We start from the raw sequence: 277 nt of genomic DNA, 5'->3' as shown, positions 1-277 counted from the left end.
GGCCATCAACATAACATGATGGCAATACGGATCGTTCATGAGATAGCAAACGACTTCCAGGGTTGCCTCATCGACCCACTGTAAGTCGTCTAGGAACAAGAGCAGAGGGCGCGTTGGGGAACCAAAGGCGCTAAGTAGCTTTGCCACTGCCGCGAGGAACCGCATCCGCTCTACATGGGGCGACACTGCGGCGTGATGCGTGTGTTCGCCCAAGAGGTGAGTAAAGTCGGGAAAATTGGCCGTAATAAAGGAGGAATCGTCGGAGAGGGCTTCCGCC

At 55.2% G+C, this 277-nt stretch carries 1 protein-coding gene; it reads right to left on the bottom strand.

Annotated features, from left to right (window positions below; genetic code table 11):
- Positions 1-277: AAA family ATPase (locus SB724_RS19910; protein ID WP_410572542.1), on the bottom strand; the 277-nt coding region annotated here is incomplete at both ends.

It is taken from the genome of Bacillus sp. SIMBA_031 (assembly GCF_046535225.1).
Lineage (GTDB): Bacteria > Bacillota > Bacilli > Bacillales > Bacillaceae > Bacillus > Bacillus velezensis.
Note: the sequence above shows the minus strand (reverse complement) of the source record. Positions and strands in the feature narration are given on the sequence as shown.